This is a genomic window from Bradyrhizobium yuanmingense, from assembly GCF_900094575.1.
Lineage (GTDB): Bacteria > Pseudomonadota > Alphaproteobacteria > Rhizobiales > Xanthobacteraceae > Bradyrhizobium > Bradyrhizobium yuanmingense.
Genome location: NZ_FMAE01000004.1, coordinates 571348 through 592284, shown reverse-complemented (window position 1 = coordinate 592284; position 20937 = coordinate 571348). Strand labels below are relative to the sequence as shown.

The 20937-nt window shown below is 63.5% G+C and carries 21 protein-coding genes; 8 read left to right on the top strand and 13 right to left on the bottom strand.

Features of this window, described 5'->3' with window-relative positions; all coding sequences use genetic code 11:
- Positions 1-76 precede the first annotated feature (76 nt).
- The 5 genes from GA0061099_RS16330 to GA0061099_RS16310 form a co-directional block, all read right to left on the bottom strand.
- Positions 77-655, bottom strand: coding sequence for a cupin domain-containing protein (locus GA0061099_RS16330; protein ID WP_225155967.1), 579 nt, complete (start codon positions 653-655; stop codon positions 77-79).
- Between the two features lie 75 nt (positions 656-730).
- On the bottom strand, positions 731-2215 hold the full coding sequence (locus tag GA0061099_RS43115; protein WP_074447942.1) for an enoyl-CoA hydratase-related protein: 1485 nt from the start codon (positions 2213-2215) through the stop codon (positions 731-733).
- 129 nt (positions 2216-2344) lie between these two features.
- The gene (locus tag GA0061099_RS16320) at positions 2345-3658 is read right to left on the bottom strand and encodes an epoxide hydrolase family protein (protein ID WP_036022790.1); all 1314 of its coding nucleotides are present in this window, start codon (positions 3656-3658) and stop codon (positions 2345-2347) included.
- Between the two features lie 173 nt (positions 3659-3831).
- Positions 3832-6576: an ATP-binding protein gene (locus GA0061099_RS16315; protein WP_225125637.1), complete on the bottom strand. Its 2745-nt coding sequence runs from the start codon at positions 6574-6576 to the stop codon at positions 3832-3834.
- Between the two features lie 305 nt (positions 6577-6881).
- On the bottom strand, positions 6882-7625 hold the full coding sequence (locus tag GA0061099_RS16310; RefSeq protein ID WP_036022789.1) for a hypothetical protein: 744 nt from the start codon (positions 7623-7625) through the stop codon (positions 6882-6884).
- A gap of 245 nt (positions 7626-7870) precedes the next feature.
- Here GA0061099_RS16310 and GA0061099_RS16305 point away from each other — a divergent pair, with 245 nt between their 5' ends.
- Together GA0061099_RS16305 and GA0061099_RS16300 are read left to right on the top strand one after the other, a co-directional pair.
- Complete coding sequence (locus GA0061099_RS16305; RefSeq protein WP_036022787.1) at positions 7871-8959, top strand: alpha/beta fold hydrolase; 1089 nt, start codon at positions 7871-7873, stop codon at positions 8957-8959.
- Positions 8960-9085: 126 nt separating this feature from the next.
- Positions 9086-9982, top strand: coding sequence for an alpha/beta fold hydrolase (locus GA0061099_RS16300; protein WP_036022786.1), 897 nt, complete (start codon positions 9086-9088; stop codon positions 9980-9982).
- Positions 9983-10079: 97 nt separating this feature from the next.
- Here GA0061099_RS16300 and GA0061099_RS16295 read toward each other — a convergent pair whose 3' ends face one another.
- Positions 10080-10784 carry a hypothetical protein gene (locus GA0061099_RS16295; RefSeq protein WP_036022785.1) on the bottom strand — a complete coding sequence of 235 codons (705 nt, stop codon included), beginning with the start codon at positions 10782-10784 and terminating at the stop codon, positions 10080-10082.
- Between the two features lie 303 nt (positions 10785-11087).
- Here GA0061099_RS16295 and GA0061099_RS16290 point away from each other — a divergent pair, with 303 nt between their 5' ends.
- Positions 11088-11540, top strand: a complete 453-nt coding sequence (locus GA0061099_RS16290) for a hypothetical protein (protein ID WP_036022783.1) — start codon at positions 11088-11090, stop codon at positions 11538-11540.
- 102 nt (positions 11541-11642) lie between these two features.
- Here the strand turns inward: GA0061099_RS16290 and GA0061099_RS16285 are convergent, their stop codons facing one another.
- From GA0061099_RS16285 to GA0061099_RS16275, 3 genes are all read right to left on the bottom strand, one after another.
- Positions 11643-12464, bottom strand: a complete 822-nt coding sequence (locus GA0061099_RS16285) for a tetratricopeptide repeat protein (RefSeq protein ID WP_036022793.1) — start codon at positions 12462-12464, stop codon at positions 11643-11645.
- A gap of 69 nt (positions 12465-12533) precedes the next feature.
- The gene (locus GA0061099_RS16280) at positions 12534-13235 is read right to left on the bottom strand and encodes a GrlR family regulatory protein (protein WP_036022782.1); all 702 of its coding nucleotides are present in this window, start codon (positions 13233-13235) and stop codon (positions 12534-12536) included.
- Positions 13236-13421: 186 nt separating this feature from the next.
- A complete protein-coding gene (locus tag GA0061099_RS16275) occupies positions 13422-14456 on the bottom strand; it encodes a glutamine synthetase beta-grasp domain-containing protein (RefSeq protein ID WP_036000382.1) in 1035 nt (344 codons plus the stop codon).
- A 539-nt stretch (positions 14457-14995) separates the two neighbouring features.
- Here GA0061099_RS16275 and GA0061099_RS16270 point away from each other — a divergent pair.
- On the top strand, positions 14996-15199 hold the full coding sequence (locus GA0061099_RS16270) for a DUF2735 domain-containing protein (protein ID WP_036022780.1): 204 nt from the start codon (positions 14996-14998) through the stop codon (positions 15197-15199).
- 111 nt (positions 15200-15310) lie between these two features.
- On the opposite strand, the gene GA0061099_RS16265 is transcribed toward GA0061099_RS16270, so the two are convergent.
- The gene (locus tag GA0061099_RS16265) at positions 15311-15637 is read right to left on the bottom strand and encodes an MliC family protein (protein ID WP_036022779.1); all 327 of its coding nucleotides are present in this window, start codon (positions 15635-15637) and stop codon (positions 15311-15313) included.
- A gap of 87 nt (positions 15638-15724) precedes the next feature.
- Here GA0061099_RS16265 and GA0061099_RS16260 point away from each other — a divergent pair, with 87 nt between their 5' ends.
- The 4 genes from GA0061099_RS16260 (at position 15725) to GA0061099_RS16245 (ending at position 18353) form a co-directional block, all read left to right on the top strand.
- Positions 15725-16468 carry a tyrosine-protein phosphatase gene (locus tag GA0061099_RS16260; protein WP_036022792.1) on the top strand — a complete coding sequence of 248 codons (744 nt, stop codon included), beginning with the start codon at positions 15725-15727 and terminating at the stop codon, positions 16466-16468.
- A 24-nt stretch (positions 16469-16492) separates the two neighbouring features.
- Positions 16493-17173, top strand: coding sequence for an SDR family oxidoreductase (locus GA0061099_RS16255; RefSeq protein WP_036022777.1), 681 nt, complete (start codon positions 16493-16495; stop codon positions 17171-17173).
- A 98-nt stretch (positions 17174-17271) separates the two neighbouring features.
- Entirely contained in the window at positions 17272-17958 is a 687-nt protein-coding gene (locus tag GA0061099_RS16250) for a DUF2161 domain-containing phosphodiesterase (protein ID WP_036022776.1), read from the top strand.
- A gap of 95 nt (positions 17959-18053) precedes the next feature.
- On the top strand, positions 18054-18353 hold the full coding sequence (locus tag GA0061099_RS16245; RefSeq protein WP_036000395.1) for a hypothetical protein: 300 nt from the start codon (positions 18054-18056) through the stop codon (positions 18351-18353).
- An 80-nt stretch (positions 18354-18433) separates the two neighbouring features.
- On the opposite strand, the gene GA0061099_RS16240 is transcribed toward GA0061099_RS16245, so the two are convergent.
- The 3 genes from GA0061099_RS16240 to kynU all read right to left on the bottom strand — a co-directional run bounded on the left by GA0061099_RS16240 (position 18434) and on the right by kynU (position 20933).
- The gene (locus tag GA0061099_RS16240) at positions 18434-19039 is read right to left on the bottom strand and encodes a GNAT family N-acetyltransferase (RefSeq protein ID WP_036000398.1); all 606 of its coding nucleotides are present in this window, start codon (positions 19037-19039) and stop codon (positions 18434-18436) included.
- Between the two features lie 151 nt (positions 19040-19190).
- Positions 19191-19589 (bottom strand): PaaI family thioesterase, encoded by a 399-nt coding sequence (locus GA0061099_RS16235; RefSeq protein WP_036022775.1) that lies wholly within the window; start codon positions 19587-19589, stop codon positions 19191-19193.
- Positions 19590-19730: 141 nt separating this feature from the next.
- Positions 19731-20933 (bottom strand): kynureninase, encoded by a 1203-nt coding sequence (kynU, locus tag GA0061099_RS16230; protein ID WP_036022791.1) that lies wholly within the window; start codon positions 20931-20933, stop codon positions 19731-19733.
- Between the last annotated feature and the right edge of the window lie 4 nt (positions 20934-20937).

The following is a 20937-nucleotide window of genomic DNA, read 5'->3' as shown; positions in this document are numbered from 1 at the left end:
CGGAGAGAAACCGGACCGGACGAGCAGAGCGGTCGGACCGCAGCTTGTGACCCGTTGCGGTCATGCGACAACCCGCTCATTCAATCCGTTCCCTGCTGACGAACAGTCGTCGCGGATCGATGACTGCAGTATGATGGAACTGCTTATCGATGTGATAGGCGAATTCACCCGAAGCGGAGTTGCTGTGGTCGCAGAGACGACCATTGCTCCTCTCGCTTCCGATTGCGGCCCCCGCACTGCCGCGCGGATCATCTCGCGAGTCGTGATACTCGAGGCCGAGCGGACCGAGCGCCGAGACCTGCGTGACGTACTCACCTGATTTCGCCCAGTGGAAATGCCAGGTCTCGCCCGGGAGGACAATGACGCTCCCAGGTGGATAGGCCTTGAGCTTGTCGTCATCGAAGGCTTCTCCAAGGCCGATATAGAAGACCCCGGATATGACCGTGTAGATCCGGTCCTCCGGATGCTTGTGCGGCATAAGCTTCGTTCCGCGCGGTACTTTAACCCAAATTAGGTACGGCCCCGGTTCGGCGGGGTGACCAACCATAACAGCTAGACGTGCGCCCGCTGGAAACGCCGGGAACGGCTCCCACGTAATTTCTTCCGGCAGAATCGCTCGGAATGTATCCTCATCCAATTGATGCTCGAGGATCATAACCTCTCCTCTGCTAGCGAAGACCTGAGAGGGGGCCGCCTCGGGGCAGCCCCTTGTCGCGGATTCTCCGGATGGTTAGTTGTTCAGCCGGCCGACGTGATATCCGAGCCGGTTCTCAACATCGCCCGGCCGATGGAAGCCACGATCGAGCAGGATCTTGATTCGGCTCTGGCTGGCCGGACGCTGGACCGACGCGAGGAAAGCGTCCCATTCGGGCGCGATGTCCGCATCCGACGGCAGGCTCGCGACGTTGACCAGCCGCTTTGTCTCGGCGATCGCTTGCTTGTCGAAGGAGGCGATTCGTCTGGCCAGGGCGTCAACGAAGCCGTCGAGTTCTGCGTCCGTCAGCGATCGATTGACGTAACCGTAGCGTTCCGCAAGATCCCCGCTGATGTCATCGGCGCCTAGCAGCACCTCAAGGGCACGACCCCGGCCGATCAAGCGCGGGAGCCGCGCCATTGGGCCGCCGCCCGGCACGAGGCCAGCGCCGACTTCCCATTGCGACAGGATCGCATTTTCGCGGCTCGCAAAGCGCATGTCGCTTGCCAGCGCCAGTTCGCTGCCAACGCCGGTGGCGCGGCCACGGACCATGGCGATTGACGCGACCGGCGCGCGACTCAGACGGACCAGCAGGTCAGGTAGCGCCTGCAGTCCGGTGGCCCCCGGCGGAATCTTCGTCGACTCCTCCAGCGGGGCGAAGAAATTGTAGTGCGTCAGGAAGAAGCCCTCGACTGCGCTGTCGAACACGACCACCTTGACCTGCGGGTCGGTCTCGATCGCCGTGATGATTTCGTTGAGCTGCGGAATGTTCTCGGGCCCAAAGATATTCAGCGGCGGAAGGTCGAAGGTGACGCGCCAATAAGATGGCGTGCGGCGTTGCAGCCTGATGCCGCGGGTGGCTGCAGGCTTCAGGAGCTTGAGCAGCGCCTCGGCGCCGGCCTTTGACGAGGCTGGATTCTGGCCGGTGACGAGCCTTCCGTCGGTGACGACAAAGCTCTGCCAGTCCGGCGCCTTTTCAAATAGCCCGCCCAGCCGCCTCAATTCGTCTTCGACAAGGAACGGCACGACCTTCGTCAACCCAACCGCTTCTTCCTCACTGTTGGTGAATCCGGCCACGCGCTTGCCCTTCACGATCGGCTCGCCGTTGTATGTGACGTGCCGGAGCACGCCCGGCGCATGGCAGACGGCCGCCACCGGCTTGCCGGCGTTGTAGAAGGCTTCGATCAGCGCGACGGAATCCGGATCCTCGGCGAGGTCCCACATAGGGCCGTGACCACCCGGATAGAATACCGCATCAAAGCCTGCGGGCTTCATCTGCGACAGCTTGCGCGTATTGGCAAGAACCGCCTGCGCTCCGGGATCCTGCTTGAATCGCCTGGTCAGGTCGGTCTGACCTTCCGGCGTATCGCTGACGGGATCGAGCGGCGGCTGACCGCCCCGGGGCGAAGCTACGGTGATGTCCGCGCCGGCATCAAGGAAGGTGAAGTAGGGCGCCGCAAATTCCTCGAGCCAGAAACCGGTCTTGCGGCCGGTGTTACCGAGTTGATCGTGCGAAGTCATGACCATCAGGATTCTCATTGGAAACTCCCATTGTCGGCGCCATCAGGTGAACACGCCGTGTTTGGTTTGAGTGGCAAGGGGCGTCAGGTGCTGATGGGGGCGCGCAATATCCTCGCGCGCCTCCATTTTTCAGGACGATTGACGCAAAGAGCGGAACGAGGCGCGCATCTCCGCGCTGAACAGCTCGGGCTGCTCCCAGGCGGCGAAGTGTCCGCCGCGATCAAGCCGGTTGAAATGGATCAGCTTGGGATAGGCACGTTCCGTCCAACTCCGTGGGGCGGCGTAGATCTCGTCCGGGAACACGCTCACTGCGACCGGAATAGTGACATTCTTCGGCTGGAAGAACTGAAGCTTGTTCTCCCAATAAAGTCGCGCCGATGACATTGCCGTGTTCGTCACCCAGTACAGCGTTATGTTGTCGAGGATGTCGTCCCGCGTGAGCCCGGCGGTCTCGCCGCCGAAGACTCGGGCAATAAGCTGATGGCTGCGTGTATCGTGGTCGAGGATCCATGCTGCGAGGCCGACCGGCGAATCCGTGATGCCGTACAGCGTCTGCGGCCGGTTGGCCATTTCGATAGCGTAGCCGAGGCCGTGTTTGTAGAAGAAGTCGAGCTGGTTCCACGCGTTCTGCTCTTCGCCGGAGAGACCTGACGGCTGCTTCCCACCGGCCTGGAGCGAAGCCGCAACGTCGTCAGGAACAGTTGCAGGCATGTTGGTGTGGATGCCAACAAGTTCGGGTGCGCCGAGAAGCGCCATCTGTTCGGTGATGGCGTTGCCCCAGTCGCCGCCTTGCGCGACGAACCGCATGTAGCCGAGCCGCTTCATCAACACGATCCAGGCGCGCGCGATGCGCTGCGGATCCCAGCCGGTGGTCTCGGGCTTGCCGGAAAACCCGTAGCCGGGGATCGACGGGATCACCACGTCAAAAGCATCCGACGCTGCCGCCCCGTGGGCAAGGGGATTAACCAGGCGATCAACGATCTTCAGCTGTTCGATGATCGAGCCGGGCCAGCCATGCGTTACGATCAGCGGCAGCGCATTGTCGTGCCGGGACCGAACGTGAATGAAGTGGATGTCAATCCCGTCAATCTCGGTGATGAATTGCGGCAGTGCATTGAGCCGTGCTTCCACCTTGCGCCAGTCGTAGTCCGTCTGCCAGTACTGGACCAGCTTCTTGACGGTCGCGAGCTGCACGCCCTGACTGTCGTCAGTCACGGTCTCCTTCTCCGGCCACCGCGTCGCGCCGAGGCGGTGACGAAGGTCGATCAAAGTGGCCTCGGGAACATGGACGTGGAAGGGGCGGATTTCGCCAGCGGTCTTGCCCGAGGCGGGCTGCAACGGCAGAAGGCTGACGGCTCCCGCGGCGACGATGCCCATGGCGGCGGTACCCAGCAGTTGGCGGCGATCCTGGTCGATCGTTTCGGAAGTGGACTGCGCGATCATTTTAATCTCCTTGGTTTGCGGGCCGTCGATATGGCCGGCCAGGCGGTTCGTGACGCCGCCACACTTGCGCAGAACCTGGGAGATTGCTCGTTAGGTGATGTAAAAGCGCGTTATGCTCCGCTGGGCCGCTTGCTTGCCTCGCGATAACGCGAAGCGTCGCCCACCGAGAATGATCAGGACTGGAGCAGGCCGCGAGCCGACTGCAAATCGGCTGTCTCAAGCCCCTCACTGAAGCGAGCCAACGTCTGGGCTAAAGCCGTCAGCGCGGATTTCTTGCCCTGTTTGCCGGAAAGCACGACCAGCGTAATCTCGGAGCGCAGCCGCCAGGACAACGCGCCTTGCGTCTCGGCGAGTTCAATGGATGATTTGAGGCTCTGCCTCGCGCCGTCTTCGTCGCCGCCCTGGGCCTTCAGCTTGCCGCGAAGCCGGAGCAACTCCGGCATATCAAAAATCTCACCGCCGGCGGATGTACGGGACATCGAGTTGTCGAGCGCTTCAAGCGCTTCCTCAACCCGCCCTAGCCGGCCTAGCCCTTGCGCTAGGTCGGCGCTGAACCCGGATGCGTAGAGTTCGTAGCGGTCGGCGTGCAGGCGGGGCAGCACGTCGTGGAGAAGATCGACGCCGTCCTTCACGTCGCCGCGGGCTACCATCACCTGACCACGGAATCCGTCGGCCACGGCCTGATACGGAACGAAGCCGTGCATCAAGGCGTGTTCGCTCAGGCGCGCGGTCAATTTTTCCACGCTCGCCCAATCGCCGACCCAGCCAAATACTGATGCAGCCCAGCACAGCGCGATGCTGTACATCACAACGTCTTTTGGCGCGGCATCATTGGTGACCGCACGGGCGAGTTCCACCGCTTGATCAGGAAATCCCCGCAACCACAATGTTCGCGCCAGCGGAATGCGTGGCGTGCGCGCAAAGGCGAAGTGGCTGGGACCGGCAACGCGCAGCGCGATGTCGTTTTGCATGGCCTTTTCGAGGTGATGCTGCGCAAGGATCTGATTGCCGGCCAAATGATGGGAAACGCCGAGCAGGACGCTTGCTCCGGCAAGTCCTGCGGGATCGCCGATCTCGCGTGCCACTTCCTCGGCTGCCTCCGCGGACGGTACCAGGCGGTCGCATTCGCCGGTTCGCCGGTAGAACATGTTGAGGCGCGACAGCAGCCGGAATTGGTTGGGTCGATCCGACAATTTCCTTGCGACGGAGAGCCCTCGTAGCAGCGCGGCCTCGGCCTGCTCGCTGTTGCGCTCTGTGAACATGGCTGCGTGACCGAGCGCCGATTGCAGTTCGATTTCCCAGATTCCGCCGCGGTTGGTGTCGTCGAGCGCTCCGAGGGCGCGTTGCGCCACCCGGCTGCACTCGTTGAGCAGGTTCAGTTCGACGAGCAGCGGAGCACTAGCGCCGCTCAAGGGAACGCGCAATTCTGCCGCACCTTCATCCGAATAGGCCCATGACAGCGCGGCACGCACGTCGCCGAGCAGTTCGGAGCGCGCCGGCAGGCCTAGGGCATTTCCGTTCGACCCGCTACGGACCAGCGCGCTCATCACGTATTCCGCGTGCCGTCGCGCGATGGTATTGGCCTCGCCGCTTTCGCTGAGCCTTTTCAGCGCGTAGGTCCGGGTGGTGTCAAGCAACCGATACCGCATCGACGATTTGATTGGCCTGGCTGACAGCAGGGACTTGGCGACGAGTTGCCCGATCATGTCGATGACCTGCTCGTCGTCGGGCTCAGCTCCGGCAACCGCTATTGCAGCTTCCAGGGTGAACGCCCCGGCGAACACGGCAAGCCGCCGAAGCGCCAGCCGTTCGGCGTCGGTGATGAGATTGTAGCTCCAGTCCAGCATTGCGCTCAGCGTCTGGTGGCGCGGCGGTGCCGTACGACGCCCCCGCCATTCCAGTTTCAGCCGACCGTCCAGCAGCGCATCGATCTCGCGCAGGCCGTGCGCGCCGAGGCGAACGGCCGCGAGCTCGATGGCGAGCGCGATGCCGTCGAGTTTCTCGCAGATGCCGGCGAGGAGCCGCATATTGTCGGGACTCATCTCCACGCTGTATCCAGCCGCCGTCGCTCGTTCCGTAAAGAGCCGGACCGCCGGATAGGCCAGCATCTCCTCCGATGTGAGCGCCTGGTCCGCGGGGGGGGTTGCGAGCGGCGGCAACTCGACGATCTGCTCTCCCTGAACCAGCAAGGATTCTCGGCTGGTGGCAAGAATGCTGGTGCCAGGCGCCTGCAGATAGATGGCTTCGGCGAGCCGTGCGGCATGTTCGATGACGTGCTCGCAGCTGTCGAGAATGAGCACGACGCGCCGGCCGCCCAGGAATTGCACGATACTTGAGGTCGGGTCCGCGGTTTGCACGACCAGATTGAGCGCCGAAGCGACGGTGCTTGGAACAAGCTCGCCTTCCTTCAGGGGCCCAAGATCGACGAAGCGCACTTCCTGCGCGCGGCCCGACAATGCGTGGGCAACCGCAAGCGCAACCGTCGTCTTCCCGATGCCGCCAGGTCCCCGCAGCGTAATGAACTGCTCGGCGAGTAATCGCTCCGAGAGGCGCTGAACCACATCTTCCCGTCCGATCGTGCGGGTCAGCAGCAGCGGAAACGACGGTTCGCCCGAGACCATTGCCGCCGGCTTCGGGGCATCCTGCGCCGGCTGGCGCTGTTCGATGGTCGCAACGAAGCAGTATCCCCGATTGGGTACGTTGGTGATGAAGCGCGCACCGTCCTTGCCGTCGCCGAGCACCCTTCGGATCTCTGCGATGTGGACGCGGAGACTGGCCTCGTCCACCGTCAGGTTCGGCCAGGCGTGCGCCAGCAACTCGTCCTTGTGAATAATGTCTCCCGCACGACCAACCAGCAGGCACAGAATGTCGAGCGCGCGGCTACCGATCTTGACGGGACCCTGATCTTTTTCGAGCAATCGGGATTTTTCGTAAAGACAAAACCGGCCGAATCTTACGCCCAGGGAATCAGGCTCGCTCGCGCGAGATGGCTGTGCGCCTCTGTGCTTTGCTGGGAGGCTGGAAGGCATCGCCCGCTACTTCGACAATCGTCGCGATGCAATCCGCGGCGCGCGCGTTGCTTCGTTGCCGTTTATTTCGCGCATTTCACAACTATTCCGGGAAAATTAGCAGTACTGCGGTCGAGGCCAATGAGGAAGCATGTCGCGGGCGGAGCTTCAAATCAATACACAGTTAGGTCATGGGAGATGCGCCCAATATAGGGTCACGATCCGGCATTCGACTCGGCCGGGCTGAAGCGAACCACAGATAGATCTATGCCGACCATCAGATCTTCCGGGATCGGCTTCAAATCACGATCGCGCAGATAGGCGCGCTGCCTGGTCGGAATCGTGATGCCGTCGATCACGACCGGCTCGGAGAAGTATTGGGCGGCAGGAAAATTGCCGGCGATCTGCACGTGATAGTCGTGGCGCCTGATCAGCATGTCGGGTCCGAAATAGAAGTCCTGCTCGAGGCTGTGGCTGGCTAGCCTCTCCGGAAACACGGCCCGCAATCCGCGCCAGATTTCCGCGCCTTCGCGCCATGGTTCGATCTCGCGCAGCGTGAAGCCGCGCATCGTGAGCAGGAATGGCACGGTCAGGCAAGTCCAGAGCGCGTAGCCGCCGAAATAGGCCCGGTGCAGTAGATCCCAGGCGGTACGCATGTCGTGGCCATCGAACGATGCGCGCGGGTTCCTGCGCTCGGCGATTGTCCTGCTGCCGCCGGACAGGATCGCGACGCGGTCGGGGGTGAAGTCACTCCGTTGTCCAGGTTTGCCGATATCGTCGACAGACGCCCATTGCCGGTGCAGATCGACATGCACCGTCCTTGGAAGGCCACTCTGGTGCACGCATTTCAGGTCCCAGAGTTCGCCCGTGATGACGAACGATGCGCTGAGACGGCCGTGCGCCCGCCAGCGGCTTTCGCCACCATGAGCTTCGATCGCTTCGGCCAGGAGCGGAATCATGTCTAATTCTCCCCGTTTCAACCTGGCCATGGTGCCGCCGCCTACGCGCGCGGCGCGAGTTCATAGATGTAAAGCGATGTTAATGGCCGCCCGCGGAAGGCTGGACCGGCATGCGAACCGCCGGAATGGCGCCGTTTCGCGCCAAATAACATCAGTTAACGAGCGGAAATCGCCGTGTCGTTGCACAGTGAGCTCGCAACCAAGCTCGACCGAAAGCTGGACGGGCCAACGACAGGAAAATTACCATGTCAGACAAGATCGACGTTCAGCGCCGCAACTTCTTCGGCACCGCCGCGATGACGCTCGCCACGGCTCAATTTGCTCTGGCCGGCACCTCGCAGGCTGGCCTTACCAAGCTGACCGCCGCAGCCGATGCGGATCTCAACCGGACGAAATCGGGCAGCCTACCAGCGATCAAGCCGGGCACGAATACGGCTTTCTCTGCCCTCAAGCAGATCGATGCTGGCCTGCTCAATGTCGGCTATGTGGAGACCGGCCCGACAAATGGACCCGCGGTCCTGCTGCTGCACGGCTGGCCCTATGACATCTACAGCTTCGTCGATGTCGCGCCGCTGCTCGCCGGCTCCGGCTATCGCGTGATCATCCCGTATCTTCGCGGCTACGGATCGACGCGGTTTCTCTCCCCGACATCCTTTCGCAACGGTCAGCCTTCGGCGATTGCGCTAGACATGATCGCTTTACTCGATGCGCTTAGGATTGAGAAGGCTGTTGTCGCCGGCTTCGACTGGGGCGCGCGGACCGCCAACATCATGGCGGCGCTGTGGCCGGAACGCTGCAAGGCGATGGTATCTGTGAGCGGGTATCTGATCGGCAGCCAGCAGGCCGGCAAGATGCCGCTGCCGCCGAAAGCGGAACTGCAATGGTGGTACCAGTTCTATTTCGCCACCGAGCGCGGCCAGCTCGGCTATGACAAGTATCGCCGGGAATTCTCCAGGCTGATCTGGCAGCTGGCGTCGCCGAAGTGGAATTTCGACGATGCCACTTTCGAGCGCAGCGCGAGCGCCTTCGACAATCCGGATCATGTCGCGATTGTCATTCACAATTACCGCTGGCGGCAGGCGCTTGCCGATGGCGAGGCTAGATACGAGGACATCGAAGCGAAACTCGCGCAGGGTCCTGCCATCGCCGTGCCTACAATCACCATGGAAGGCGACGCCAACGGCGCGCCGCACCCGGAGCCGGCCGCCTACGCCAAAAAATTCTCTGGCAAGTACGAGCATCGGACCATCTCGGGCGGCATTGGGCACAATCTGCCCCAGGAGGCGCCGCGCGCATTCGCAGGGGCGATCATCGATGTCGATGGCGAAGCCTGATCCCGTCGAGCGAACGAGGAGAATGTGACCATGCGCAAGACAAGTGTTCTGGCGGCACTCGCCCTCATCGCGTTGCTCATGCTGATCCAATTCAGCCCGCCGTTTCTCTATGGTTAGGAGATCGGTATGAGCGTGCGGGCAACAAATCGCGATCTGCGTTCGACACGACAGTCGATCGCCTATCGCAGCATCGAGATCGAAGGCCTCGAGATCTTCTACAGGGAGGCAGGGTCGGTCGATGCGCCGACCGTGCTGCTGCTGCACGGCTTTCCATCCTCATCGCGGATGTGGGAGCCGTTGCTGCCGCTCCTTGCCGATCGATATCACCTGATTGCGCCTGATTATCCCGGCTTCGGTCACAGCAGCGCGCCGCCGACATCCGATTTCACCTATACGTTCGACCGGCTCGCGCAGATCATGGACACGTTTGTGACGAAGCTCGGCCTCGCCAAGTATGTCCTGTTCGTTCAGGACTATGGCGGGCCCGTCGGCTTCCGCCTAGCGCTCGCTCATCCCGAACGGGTGCGCAGCATCGTTGTCCAGAACGCGGTGTCGCATGAGCAGGGTTTGAGTTCGCTGTGGGACGCCCGCCGCAGGTACTGGGCCGATCCGGCCGGCGAACTCGATAACCTCAAGGCCAATTTCACCTCGCTGGAGGCAACCCGGCTGCGGCATGTCGGGACCAGCCCGCATCCCGAGCGGTATGATCCGGATAGCTGGACCGACGAGCACGCGTTTCTCTCCCGTCCGGGTCAGGCGGATATTCAGGCGAAATTGTTCCTGGACTATCGCAGCAACGTCGCATCCTATCCGCGCTGGCAGAAATGGCTTCGCGAAGTTCAGCCACCGATGCTAGTGGTCTGGGGAAAGTACGATCCTTCGTTCACCGTGGCGGGGGCAACTGCGTACGTCGACGATGTGCCTGACGCGGAGGTCCACCTGCTTGAAGCAGGTCATTTCGCGTTGGACGAGGCGACCGATAAGGTCGCCGAACTGGTTCGGCGCTTTCTTGCTAATTGCTAGGTGTGGTTGGTTAATGGCGCCTATGGCCCAATGCGGACATCCAGATGCGCGACTTGATTGTCGCCTCCGGAGCAGACGCGACAGAACGATCGGCGCCCTACGCTCTTCGCATCAGCTTGAGCGACGCCGTCAGCCGCACGCTCCGCTTTCCCGCGAGCGCGATGCCTTCGAGCTCGCCGCTGTCTTCCGTGCAGGTCCCGGAGAAGCCGATGCCGACCTCGAGGCCGCCGAACACCGGGTTCTCGCCTTTCGCCGGCGTGTGCTCCTGGTTCAGCATCTCGCCCTTCCAGCGGCCGTCCGCCGAGGAATAGGCGCCGAGATAGTAGAAGAACGCATCGCCGCCGAGGATGCGCCCGTCGATCAGCAGCATCACGCCGGACAGTCCAGCATCGACGCCGTCGAGAGCGCGCAAGCCCATCCCATAGAGCCCGTTGGCGATGCCGCCCGGTCCGACCGTTCCGCTCGGCGGCAAGCCTTCGTCGTCGAGGCGCGTGAGATTGGCCCAGAACCTGGCGCCGGGCATGGTGTCCGCGCCGCCCTCGAGACGGATCTGGTTGCCGTAGAGCCGGCCACGCGCTCCGATCGAGGCGACGTCGGCGCCCATCAGCGGCTTGTAGCTGGGGTCGAGGTTGTGCCGCTCGGTGATGACCTGGGCGATGATCTCGCCGTCGCGCTCGACATAGGTACCGAGATGCGCGAAGCCAGAATTGCCGCCCAGCATCCTTCCGTCGTGCAGGCACATGATGCTGCAGCCGAACCCATCGTTGACGCCGTATTCAACCTTGTAGAGCCCGTCCAGCAACGTCTTGAACCTGCAAATCGAAAATGAATTGCGGGCTACCTAGCACCGACGCCACAGCGAAGCCATCGGCTTTTGCGCGCATCGCCACCCCGGGGACCTCCGCCCGCCGTGATGCCATTATGCCCCTGTTTTGCCCGACGGGTCAAAACTTCACTTCGTAAAACCCGCAGTCAATGATTTCAGGGACTTGGCTACTGTGCATGGGGTCGTTTTGGAGGTTTGTTTGCCGGCCTCCGAAAAAAGCTCCTCGGCCGACCGGTGCCAGGCTCGAACCTGCCCCCACGGACGCACGACCAATCGCGCATGGACACGCAATCAGCCGAGGACGAGCTCAGCGCGATCATCGCCGGCGCCGCGAAGCAGCCGCTGCTCGATGCCGCCTACGCGCTCTGGCGCCAACGCTACCGCCTGGAGGCCATCGCGGGCCGCCCCACCGCCGAAGAGGTGCGGGTCAATCGCACCTTCTCGCCGGAGGAATTCATCATCCAGTACCGCCATGAACGCGCCCACGCCCATGAAGGGCCGATGTTCGGCTATGTGAAGCGCGCTCATCCGCGCGCCGACGATCAGGCGATCCGGCAAGCCATCATCACGGCGGTCAAATTCGAAGACGCCTACAACAAGCACTTCGACTGGAACGGCGATTTCGAGGATTGCGTGGCGCGCGCGGTGAAACAGGCCGCGCGGAAATATCCGCATTATCTCGAGACCACCTACCGCGATGCCCGCAACGATCTCGCCTACTACATGAAGTGAACTAGAGCATGATCCGGAAAAGTGTGAAGCGGTTTTCCGAAAAGATCATGCTCAAACAATAGGCTAAAGCGCGATGACGATTCATCCTGATCGCATCGCGCTTTAGAAGCACAGCGTGGTGACCAGCCTGCCCTGCTTGTCCTTGATCGCATAGGGACAGCGAATGCGCTCCAGCGCCTTCTTGGCATCCTCGTCGCCGAGCGCGGCGGCGCGCTCGTAGTAGGCCTTTGCGGCGTCCTTGTCCTTCGCACCGCCGCGCCCCTCCTGCGCGAAGGCGCCCATCCGCTCCAGCGCGCCTGGATGGTTTTGCGCCGCCGCCTTCTCGAACAGCGCGCGCGCCGCGACATCGTCCTTTGCGCCGCCATCGCCTTCAGACAACATCAGGCCGAGCTGGTACTGCGCTTCCGCATTGGTCTCGGCGGCCTTGCCGAGCAGCGCACGGGCTTGGGCGGGATCGGCCGGCGCGGCGCCACCTGCGCTACCGAGCGCTGCGAGATTGCTGACGCCGCGCGGGTTGCCGGCCTGCGCCGCCTTCTCGAAAAGCTTACGCGCCTGCGCCTCGTCCTTGGCGACGCCCGAGCCGGTGGCGTAGGTAACACCGAGCTCGACCATCGCCGCACTCGATCCCTTGTCGGCCGCCTTGCGCCAGGCAGCGATCGCCTCAGCGGTCTGCCGGTTCGCCGCGTAAGCGCGCCCGAGCTCGAACATCGCGCGGCGCGAGGCGTTTGCCGCCTGCTTGCAGAACTTGACCGCGGTCGCGATGTCGGCGGAAGCGATCTCCGCGACGCCCTTCACGTCGCCCGGCTTGTCGGGATCGCTGGGATCGGCGGCAAGACGGTCGCACAACACGAGATCGGCTGATTGCGCCTGCGCCGTCAGGGGCGCGGCGAGCGCAAAGAGCATGGCAAGGAGGAAAGTCCGCATGATCGTCACGTTGCGTCTGTGGCCCGGCAAATTCAAGGCTCAAGTCGGTTCGCGTCTGCGATGGGTGGCTCAGGCGCGATGCATCAGCTTGAGCGCTGCGGTCAGGCGCAAGCTCCGCTTGCCGGCCAGCGCGGTTGCCTCCAGCACCGCCTGCTCCGCGTCATAGCTGCCGGAGAAGCCGATGCCGACCTCGTGGCCGCCGAAGATCGGATCGTCCTTGGCCGGCGTGTGCTCCTGGTTGAGGATCTGGCCCTTCCAGCGTCCCTTCGCGGCGGTGTAGCTGCCAAGGTAGTAGAAAGCCGCATCGCCGCCGAGGATGCGGCCCTGGTTGAGCAGCATCACTCCGGTCAGTCCGCCGTCGAGGCCGTCGAGCATGCGCAAATGGATGGAGTAGAGACCGTCGCTGATGCCGGCTTCGCCGACGCCGCCGGCGATCGGCACCTCCTCGTCCGTGATCGGCGTCATCAGCGACTGAAACGGAACGCCCGGCAGCTCCTTGAGCTCGCCTTTGAAGCGATAGAGATCGCCGTCGGCCCAGCCCTTCGCGATCAGGGTTGCATCGTCGGTGCCGGCCATGGCGCGGTAGCTCGGATCGGGATTATGGCGGACGGTCTTGATCACGATGTCGACGCCGCTGCCCGTCTTCTCGTAGCTGCCGATATGGGCGAAGGCCGAATTGCCGCCGAGCATCTTGCCTTCGCCGGCATGCATCACGCTTCGGCCGACGGTATCGCCGAGCTGAAATCTCACTTTGTAGAAGCCTTCAATCACCAGCCGTGTCCCCGGCCCTGCGCGCATCCAGATGCACTCTATCCCGCTTTCGGCGGCGATGGACAAGTTTCGCGGCGCAGCGCCGGGTGTCTTGGGATCATCAAAATGCAAAAAATCCGCCGGAGCCTTCGCTCCGGCGGATTGCAAGCCAACCCGGGCCAGCCCCCAGCCCGGGCCGGGAGGATCTTAGGCCGCGGCCTTCTTGTCGGTCGGCACGGACGAGATCGTCTTCAGGATCTGCGAAGCGATCTGGTAGGGGTCGCCTTGCGAGTTCGGACGGCGGTCTTCCAGATAGCCCTTGTAGCCGTTGTTGACGAAGGAGTGCGGAACGCGGATCGAGGCGCCGCGATCGGCAACGCCGTAGCTGAACTTGTTCCACGGCGCGGTCTCGTGCTTGCCGGTCAGACGCTTGTCGTTGTCCGGGCCGTAGACGGCGATGTGGTCCATCAGGTTCTTCTCGAAGGCGGCCATCAGCGCCTCGAAATACTCCTTGCCGCCGACTTCGCGCATATAGGCGGTCGAGAAGTTGGCGTGCATGCCTGAGCCGTTCCAGTCGGTGTCGCCGAGCGGCTTGCAGTGGAATTCGATGTCGATGCCGTACTTCTCGGTGAGGCGCAGCATCAGGTAGCGGGCCATCCACATCTGGTCGGCAGCGGTCTTGGAGCCCTTGCCGAAGATCTGGAATTCCCACTGGCCCTTGGCGACTTCCGCGTTGATGCCTTCATGGTTGATGCCGGCAGCCAAGCACAGGTCGAGATGCTCTTCGACGATCTTGCGGGCGACGTCGCCGACGTTCGAGTAGCCGACGCCGGTGTAGTACGGGCCTTGCGGCGCGGGATAGCCGGCGGTCGGGAAGCCGAGCGGACGGCCGTCCTTGTAGAAGAAGTATTCCTGCTCGAAGCCGAACCAGGCGCCGGAATCGTCCAGGATGGTGGCGCGCTTGTTGGACGGATGCGGGGTCTTGCCATCGGGCATCATGACTTCGCACATCACCAGCACGCCGTTGGTGCGCGCACCGTCCGGAAACACCGCGACCGGCTTCAGCACGCAATCGGAGCTGTGGCCTTCGGCCTGCTGGGTGGAGGAGCCGTCGAAGCCCCAGAGCGGAAGCTGCTCGAGCGTCGGGAACGACGCGAATTCCTTGATCTGAGTTTTGCCGCGCAAGTTCGGAGTCGGCGTATATCCGTCGAGCCAGATGTACTCGAGCTTGTACTTGGTCATTGAGCCTCTCTGTAGATGATGCGAAAGGTTGGGGGCCCGGGAGGGCCCCCGCACGTTTGTACCCGGCCATCATCGGCCAGCCTTTCCCAAGCATTTCGCGTGCCAAAAGGCCGCAGTACGGGCGGTTTTCCACCGCTTCCGCCTCCTCTTCGCCACAGACGGGCCCTCCACGGCACCGTGCGTCATAGCCGCGCACCTTGGCCCGAAGCTGCGCTGCAAAAATCCGGCGGAAAACGCCTGATTTAGAAGCAGCGGACGCCGACCGCGCATTGCCGATGAAACGCGCATCAACGTCCGGTAACTTTCGCAAACTCCCCCACCCCTCCTCAGCAACCTTCGGAATGGCCCACGCGTTGGTCAGCGGTAGCGTGCCTTGGAGGATGCAGAAGGCTTCCTGCCTACAAATTGAGCGGAAACTGATTTCCTTTTCAGCACTTTCCAATCGGGGATGAGCGGCCGATATGGGGATTCCAGTAACCACAATCGAACGAGTCGGGCGCACCATGGAGGCCAAGGCGCTTCGACCAAGGAGAATCGCAATGATGAACAATGGTCTGAGTCACGGATCTGCAAAGATCTACCAATTCCCCGTCGGCGGCCGTGCGGCCCTCGCCGGACGCCGCTATGGCGAGACCCGCCTTCCCGCCGATCAGGCTTCGCTGCCCGCGAACGTCTCGATCTGCAGCGACAGCTGGTATCACCAGGATGCGGTCGACGAAGCCAAGCCCAAATGGGAACGCTGATGCCAGCTGCTGGTCTGACAGTGCCGGGCTTTCGCAAGCGGCCGGCGGCAGTTTGAAAAAGGGTCGAAACAACGGCGTTTCGGCCCTTTTTAATTCCAGGCGCGCCCGCGCCTAGATCCCGGGCTTTTCGACCACCGCGCAGGCCGTAACCGGCCGCTTCAGGTGCTTGACCGTAGCGGGCCCGGTCTTGGGAATCCTCAGCGTGACTCCCGCCCCCGAATAGCGCGTCCCCGAAACCGCCAGCCGCTTGGCGAGCGTCACCGGCTGGCCATCGATCTGGACGAAGGCCCGTTTGTCGTAGTCATAAAAGCCCAGGATGAACTGCGTACCATCGGCGCAGCGGTAGGTCTGGAAGGTCTGCGCATCGGCCTGCCGCGCACCGAGCATTGCGCCCGCCAGCATGCTGACCGTCAAAACAATGGCCTTGTGCCGGCCCATGATCGCCCCCCTGTAATAGACCGCAAGGACGCCAAACGTGCATCCGGTGGAACCATAACCCAAGCTGATCCCATGCAAGACTCCTCCCTGAAGGACTCCCCTGCCCGCCATCTCGCCCTGCAAGGTGCGAGCAATTTCCGCGACCTCGGCGGCTACCCGACCATTGATGGCCGCACCACACGCTGGCGACACATCTTCCGCTCCAACCATCTCGGCCAGCTTACCGCTGCCGACATCGAGGTCGTCCGCGCGTTGGGCGTGCGCAGCGCGTTCGATTTCCGTGGCTTGGAGGAGCGCGCGGCCGGCATCTGCGTCGTGGACGAGATCACGGTGCATTCGCTGCCGATCGAACCGACCGTCGTGGCCGGGCTGCGCGCCGAGCTCGCGAAGGGCACGCTGACCGCGGCCGTGGCGCTCGAGCTCATGCGCGAGTCCTATCGCAATTATGTGCGCCACAACACGCACAGCTTCCGCGCGCTGTTCGGTCATTTGCTGGAAGATCGCGCGCCGCTCGTGATTCACTGCACCGCCGGCAAGGACCGCACCGGCTTCGCCAGCGCGCTGATCCTGCATGCGCTCGGCGTGGCGGACGAGGTCATTGCCGAGGATTATCTCTTGACCAACCGGCACTACAAGCGCGACCCGTCGAACGTCTTCGATCTGCCCGCCGACGTCCTCGACGCGATCGGCAGCGTCGAGGCCTCGTACCTTGCGGCCGCTTTCGAAGCGGTCGGCAGCGAATATGGCGATCTCGAAACCTATTTGCGTGACGGGCTCAAGTTGGGCACAGCAGAACGAGACGCGCTGAAGGCGCGCTATCTGCAAGCATAGGGCGGCTGTGCCGGGAGAACGATCATGCAAGGCAAGATCTTGATCGTGACGGGCGCACGCGGCGCGCTCGGCAAGGTGGTCGCAGAAACGGCGCTGGTACGCGGCGCGCGCGTGGCCGGCATCGATCACGCACCTTCGCAAACCGCCGCAAGCGCTGACCACATCGACATCGGGGGCGTCGACCTGTCCGACCCAGCGCAGGCGAAAACGGCCGTCGATGCGGCGGCAAAGCATTTCGGCCGGCTCGACGCATTGATCAACATCGCCGGCGGCTTTGCCTTCGAGACCGTCGGCGACGGCGATATCGCGACGTGGCAGCGCATGCATGCGCTGAACGTGCTGACCGCGCTCAACGCCTCGCGTGCGGCGTTGCCGCACCTTGCCAAGTCCAAGGCCGGCCGCATCGTCAATATCGGCGCCATGGGCGCACTGCAGGCCGGCAACGGGATGGGCCCCTATGCCGCGTCGAAAGCCGGCGTGCATCGCCTGACCGAGGCCCTCGCAAACGAGTGGAAGGGCAAGGTTACCGTCAACGCGGTGCTGCCCTCGATCATCGACACCGCGGCCAACCGCGCCGACATGCCGAAAGCCGACTTTTCCAAATGGGTGACGCCGCAGGAGCTCGCCGAAGTCATCCTGTTCCTCGCCAGCGATGCCGCGAGCGGCGTCACGGGCGCCCTGATCCCGGTCGGTGGCCGGGTGTAGTCGCGTTCCGATCAAAACGTTAGAGGCACCGGCTCCGATTCAATCGGGGCCGAGAACGCTCTAGACTGGCTGCAACTGATTCTCCGATCGGACGTCCCTTGGAAACCGCGCTTTACCTGCCCGTCAAACGCTTCCTCGAAGAGCTCGGCTTCACGGTCAAGGGCGAGATCGGTGGTTGCGATCTCGTCGGCCTCAGCGCGGGCGATCCGCCAGTGGTGGTGATCGGCGAGCTCAAGCTTGCCTTTAATCTCGAGCTGATCCTGCAGGCGGTCGATCGCGCGCCGGCCGGTGACGAGGTCTGGATCGCAGCGAAGATGTCCGCGCGCGGCAAGGGACGCGAGAGCGACGCACGCTATCGCAATCTCTGCCGCCGCCTCGGCTTCGGCATGCTCGGCGTGACCGATCGCGGCCAGGTCGAAGTGCTGGTGAAGCCGCCGACCGCGGCGCCGCGCCGCGAGCCGAAGGTGCGCTCGCGTCTCGTCGCCGAGCATCAGCGCCGCCAGGGCGACCCCGTGCTCGGCGGCAGCACCCGCGCACCGATCATGACGGCCTATCGCCAGCAGGCGCTGGCCTGCGCGTCGGCTCTTGCGGAAGGGCCGAAGTCGGTGCGCGAGCTGCGCGAACGCTGCCCCGATGCCGGCAAGATCTTGCTTAACAATGTGTATGGCTGGTTCGAACGCACGGAGCGGGGAATCTACCGGCTCACCGAAGCTGGACACGCCGCCCTGAACCGTTGGCCTCAGCAACGGTTGGAGGTCGGCGCAGGTGCTGCGTCACCGCTGTGACACCAGACCGGTGCATAGCTGAGATGCCGCACCGATTTCATATTGCAATGCAACATTGGCGGCACTAGGTATCCCGGCATCAAGATGAGGCCGTTATGAGCGCAGACTGGAATACCAAATATGGCACGCGGCGCGTCCGCCACGATCCCCCGACCCTGGACGAGGCGATCTTCGCCGCTGTCGGCATCACAGACGACCAGGCGCAGCAGGCCGAGATCGCCGCAGCCTTGATGGGGATGCCGCTCGACGTCGTCCAGGCCGAGGTGAAGAAGCAGGCCCGCTCCAACAGCCGCATCACCGCCACCCGCGTGATCGCCGGCGAACAGGGCGCGCAGCGCTCCGTCGTGGTCGAACGCCGCGTCGTCCGCCGCTTCGGCGCCGGCACGCGCAGCTGAGCATTCCTTTCATCGCACCGAACACGAAAGCGGACCGGCCTGGCCGGTCCGCTTTTTGATTCCTGTCCGCAATTTCCCGGTTATGCGGCGCGATTGCCGTACATGCTCGAGATCAGCTTCCAGCACGTGCTGTTGAAGCTGAGAAGCGCGCGCCCGGCCGTGAACGGCGAGGCCGCGAGATCGGCAAGCTCGGCCTCGGGCGTCTTGGCGAGGTCGATCGTGCCGGTCGATTCACCATGGCGGAAAGCCAGATGGGCCCCGAACTTCCTGGCGAGCGCCCGCATCGCATGATTGTCCGCGCCCGTCGTGATGCGCAGCTGCTTGTAGCCCTTCCAGCGGGCCTCTGCGATCAGGCGGCGGAACAGCACGGTGCCGACGCCCTGGCGGCGCGCGGAGGCTTCCACGCTGAAGGCGACCTCCGGCAAGGAACCGTCCTCCGGCGGGTGCAGCTCGGCCGCGCCGCGCACCACGCCTTCGACGATATAGGCAACGATGACGGTGCCGTCCTCGGCACAGCGGGCGGCGTAGCGCTCGATGAAGCTGTCGTCGAGAAAGCCGTTGAAACGGTCGTGCCGGCTGCCGGCATCAAGCCTCAGCAGGTGATCGCGCAGGAGCGGCAATTCTTCCTGCTGGATCAGGGTCCGCACATAGCCGGGAACGGTACGGACGGTATCTTCAAGTACCACGTCAGAACTCCTCTTGGTGTCCCTCGAGGAGGCGTTCGAATCCCTAGGCCTCCTATATTGTGCATCGCACCATGATTTTCAAGACGGAGACCTGCCCAAGTTTCGGGCACCGAAGCGACCAATTCGTTAATAAAATCAAAGTCCCGTAGTTTCACAGGACCAGCTGGGTCTGGGTCACCACCGCAACCAATTTGCCGTCCTCGGTTTCCAATCTGGTGGTCCAGACCTGGGTCCGCCGCCCTCTGTGCACCGGGGTCGCGGTGGCGATGACCGTGGCCCCCTCCTTGGCCCCACCGATGAAATTGGTCTTGCTCTCCAGCGTGGTCGTCCCCTTGGCGTCCTCGGGCAGATTGATCACGGTCGCCGCCGCGCCGACGGAATCGGCCAGCGCCATCACGGCCCCGCCGTGGATGGTGTGGTAAAGCGTGCAGAGTTCGGGCCGGACCGTCATCCGCGCCACCACGCGGTCCTTCTCCGCCTCGACAAACTCGACGCCCTTGAGTTCGGCGAACGGCATCTTCATCGCTTTAAGCTTCTCGAGCGGCGTCATCGGATCTCCTCCCAACTTCTTGTTGGCTCAACGTGAATTGCTTCAAGCCGCAAAGCAATGACGTCCGAGGTAATGGCGATGCTGACATCGGCGCGCAGAGCCGGGAAGCGCTGCACTGCGCCCGGGGGCGCGAGACCGCCCTCACGTCACTGCATGCACGACCTGATATTCCGGCCGTCGCCACATCTCCCCCGAAATCACCTCCTCGATGATCTCCGCGGCCCGCACGATCTCGCTCTCGCCGATGTACAGCGGCGTGAGGCCGAAGCGCATGATGTCGGGCGCGCGAAAGTCGCCGACGACACCGCGGGCGATCAGGGCCTGCATCGCGGCGTAGCCGCCGGCGAAGGCGAAGGAGACTTGCGAGCCGCGCAGCTCATGGTCGCGCGGCGTCACGAGCTTGAGTTGCGGACAACGGCGCTCGACTTCACCGATCAGGAGATCGCCCAGCGCCAGCGAACGCGCACGAACCTCGGTAATATCGACCTTGTCCCAGATATCGAGCGAGGCCTCCAACGCCGCCATGGCGAGCACCGGCGGGGTGCCGACGCGCATGCGCTCGACGCCGCCCGCGGACGCATAGGCAAGCTCGAAAGCAAACGGTTTTGCGTGGCCCATCCACCCCGACAGCGCGGCGCGCGCGCCGTCGGCATGGCGCGGTGCGACATAGAGGAAGGCCGGCGCGCCGGGGCCGGCGTTGAGATATTTGTAGGTGCACCCCGCGGCGAAATCGGCGCCGCTCCCGGCGAGATCGACCGGCAGCGCGCCGGCGGAATGGGCGAGATCCCAGACCGTGACGATGCCGAGCGCATGCGCTTTCGCTGTCAACTTCGCCATGTCGTGGCGGCGGCCGGTGCGATAGTCGACCTCGGTGATGTACAGAACGGCGATCTCCTCAGACAATGCGTCCTCGATCTCCTCCGGTGCTACCAGGCGCAATTGATGGCCCCGTCCGAGCGTCGCGATCAGGCCTTCGGCCATGTAGAGGTCAGTCGGGAAGTTACCGGTATCCGACAGGATCACCTTGCGCGAGACGCTCATGTCCAGCGCGGCAGCTAGCGCCTGATAGACCTTGAGCGACAGCGTGTCGCCGACCATGACCGAGCCGGCCTCCGCGCCGATCAACCGCGCGATGCGGTCGCCGACATGGCGCGGCTGCACATACCAGCCTGCACTATTCCAGGCGCGGATCAGCTCGTTGCCCCATTCCTCGGTGATCACGCGGTTGACACGCTCGGCAACGCCCAGCGGCAGCGCACCCAGCGAGTTGCCGTCGAGATAGATCACGCCGTCAGGCAAATGGAACAAGGCTCTAGTATCGTCGTAGACGCGAAGCCGGGTCATGGAC

Coding starts and splice junctions, on each gene's coding strand:
- GA0061099_RS16330 (WP_225155967.1), bottom strand. CDS start 655: ATGATCCTCGAGCATCAATTGGATGAGGATACATTCCGAGCGATTCTG.
- GA0061099_RS43115 (WP_074447942.1), bottom strand. CDS start 2,215: ATGACTTCGCACGATCAACTCGGTAACACCGGCCGCAAGACCGGTTTC.
- GA0061099_RS16320 (WP_036022790.1), bottom strand. CDS start 3,658: ATGATCGCGCAGTCCACTTCCGAAACGATCGACCAGGATCGCCGCCAA.
- GA0061099_RS16310 (WP_036022789.1), bottom strand. CDS start 7,625: ATGATTCCGCTCCTGGCCGAAGCGATCGAAGCTCATGGTGGCGAAAGC.
- GA0061099_RS16305 (WP_036022787.1), top strand. CDS start 7,871: ATGTCAGACAAGATCGACGTTCAGCGCCGCAACTTCTTCGGCACCGCC.
- GA0061099_RS16300 (WP_036022786.1), top strand. CDS start 9,086: ATGAGCGTGCGGGCAACAAATCGCGATCTGCGTTCGACACGACAGTCG.
- GA0061099_RS16290 (WP_036022783.1), top strand. CDS start 11,088: ATGGACACGCAATCAGCCGAGGACGAGCTCAGCGCGATCATCGCCGGC.
- GA0061099_RS16285 (WP_036022793.1), bottom strand. CDS start 12,464: ATGCGGACTTTCCTCCTTGCCATGCTCTTTGCGCTCGCCGCGCCCCTG.
- GA0061099_RS16275 (WP_036000382.1), bottom strand. CDS start 14,456: ATGACCAAGTACAAGCTCGAGTACATCTGGCTCGACGGATATACGCCG.
- GA0061099_RS16270 (WP_036022780.1), top strand. CDS start 14,996: ATGATGAACAATGGTCTGAGTCACGGATCTGCAAAGATCTACCAATTC.
- GA0061099_RS16265 (WP_036022779.1), bottom strand. CDS start 15,637: ATGGGCCGGCACAAGGCCATTGTTTTGACGGTCAGCATGCTGGCGGGC.
- GA0061099_RS16255 (WP_036022777.1), top strand. CDS start 16,493: ATGCAAGGCAAGATCTTGATCGTGACGGGCGCACGCGGCGCGCTCGGC.
- GA0061099_RS16245 (WP_036000395.1), top strand. CDS start 18,054: ATGAGCGCAGACTGGAATACCAAATATGGCACGCGGCGCGTCCGCCAC.
- GA0061099_RS16235 (WP_036022775.1), bottom strand. CDS start 19,589: ATGACGCCGCTCGAGAAGCTTAAAGCGATGAAGATGCCGTTCGCCGAA.
- kynU (WP_036022791.1), bottom strand. CDS start 20,933: ATGACCCGGCTTCGCGTCTACGACGATACTAGAGCCTTGTTCCATTTG.